Genomic DNA, 1702 nt, shown 5'->3' on the forward strand with positions numbered 1-1702 from the left:
CGAGCGGCGCCGCCTGGGCGCTGATCTTCGGCGAATCGGAGCTGGCGGCCGGCGAGGTGGCGCTGAAATCATTGCGTGACCCGGCTGTCACACAACGCAACTTGTCGCTCTCGGGCGTATCCGAGTGGGCGGCTGAACTGCGCAACGCATAATCCCGGCTTCGTCCGAAATTTCCAACGATCCCCATGGCCACCCACCTCGACCTCGAAGAACAAGAACAGATCGACCAGCTGAAGGCGTTCTGGAACCAGTACGGCAACCTGATCACCTGGGTGCTGATCCTGGCGCTGGGGGGCTTTGCGGCCTGGAACGGCTGGACGTACTACCAACGCGAGCAGTCGGCCAAGGCCGGCATGCTGTTCGACGAACTCGGCAAGGYCGTGACGGCAGGCAACACCGACCAGGCCGGCCGCATCTTCGGCGAGATGAAGGAGCGCTTCCCGCGCACCGCCTTCGCGCAGCAGGCCGCGCTGCTCGCCGCCAAGCTGCAGTTCGAGAAGGGCCAGGCCGACGCCGCCCGCGCGAGCCTGACCTGGGCCAGCGAGAACGCGACCGAAGCCGAGTACCAGACGATCGCGCGCCTGCGCCTGGCCGGCCTGCTGCTCGACCAGAAGAAGTACGACGAGGCGCTGAAGGCGCTGGACGCCGCCACCTCGGCCGGTTTCGAAGGCCTGGTGGCCGACCGCCGCGGTGACGTGCTGCTGGCGCAGGGCAAGGCCGACGAGGCGAAGACCGCCTACAACCAGGCCTGGAAGAGCTTCGACAGCACGGTCGAGTACCGCCAGCTGGTCGAGGCCAAGCTGACGGCACTCGGCGCCGCACCGGCGGCCAGCGCTGCGGCCTCTGCCGTGGTGAGCACCCCATGAAGGGACTGACGCGCCTCGCGCTGGCGCTGATGGTCGCGGCGCTGGCCGCCTGCGCGAGCAAATCCACCCGGCCCGGCCCGACGGTGCTCGAGGAACTGACGCCGACGATCGCCGGGCGCCAGGTCTGGACGCAATCGATCGGCACGCTGAAATTCCCGCTGTCCATCGTGGCGGCCGGCGGCAACTTCATCGGCGCCAGCGATGACGGCACGGTCTACGCCTGGCGTGCCGACACCGGCCAGGAAGTCTGGCGCGGCCAGGCCGATGGCCGGCTCAGCGCCGGCGTCGGAAGCGACGGCCGCTTCGTGAGCGTCGTGACCCGCGACAACCAGCTGGTCACGCTGGATGCCGGCAAGGAGATCTGGCGCAAGCAGCTGCCGGCGCGCGTCAGCAGCGCGCCGCTGGTGGCCGGCGAACGCGTCTTCGTGATGAGTGTCGACCGCGTGGTGCAGGCCTTCGACGCGATCGACGGCCGCAAGCTGTGGAGCTTCCAGCGCCCGGGCGATGCGCTGACGCTGTCGCAGCCGGGCGTCGTGATGGCGTTCAAGGACACGCTGCTGGTCGGGCAGGGTGCCAAGCTCACCGGGCTCGACCCGCTGCGCGGCACCGTGCGCTGGGAGGTGTCGCTGGCCTCACCGCGCGGCACCAACGAGATCGAGCGCCTGGCCGACCTGGTCGCGCCGGCCGCACGCGTCGGCGACAGCGTCTGCGCGCGCGCCTTCCAGGCGGCTGTCGCCTGCGTCAATGCCGAGCGCGGCAGCCTCGCGTGGACGCGCAATGTCGGCGGCCTGCAGGGTGTCGCGGCCGACGCGGACGTGACCGTCGCGGCCGATGCC

The 1702-nt window shown here is 70.2% G+C and carries 2 protein-coding genes; both read left to right on the forward strand.

What is annotated here, in order from left to right; translation table 11 throughout:
- Positions 1–185: 185 nt before the first annotated feature.
- Positions 186–866 carry a YfgM family protein gene (locus AC1D15_RS30735; RefSeq protein ID WP_477829010.1) on the forward strand — a complete coding sequence of 227 codons (681 nt, stop codon included), beginning with the start codon at positions 186–188 and terminating at the stop codon, positions 864–866.
- The coding region (locus AC1D15_RS30740; RefSeq protein ID WP_477829011.1) for an outer membrane protein assembly factor BamB family protein at positions 863–1702 on the forward strand (840 nt) is incomplete at its 3' end. The genes AC1D15_RS30735 and AC1D15_RS30740, both read left to right, overlap by 4 nt.

It is taken from the genome of Rhizobacter sp. P2_H2, from assembly GCF_056403375.1.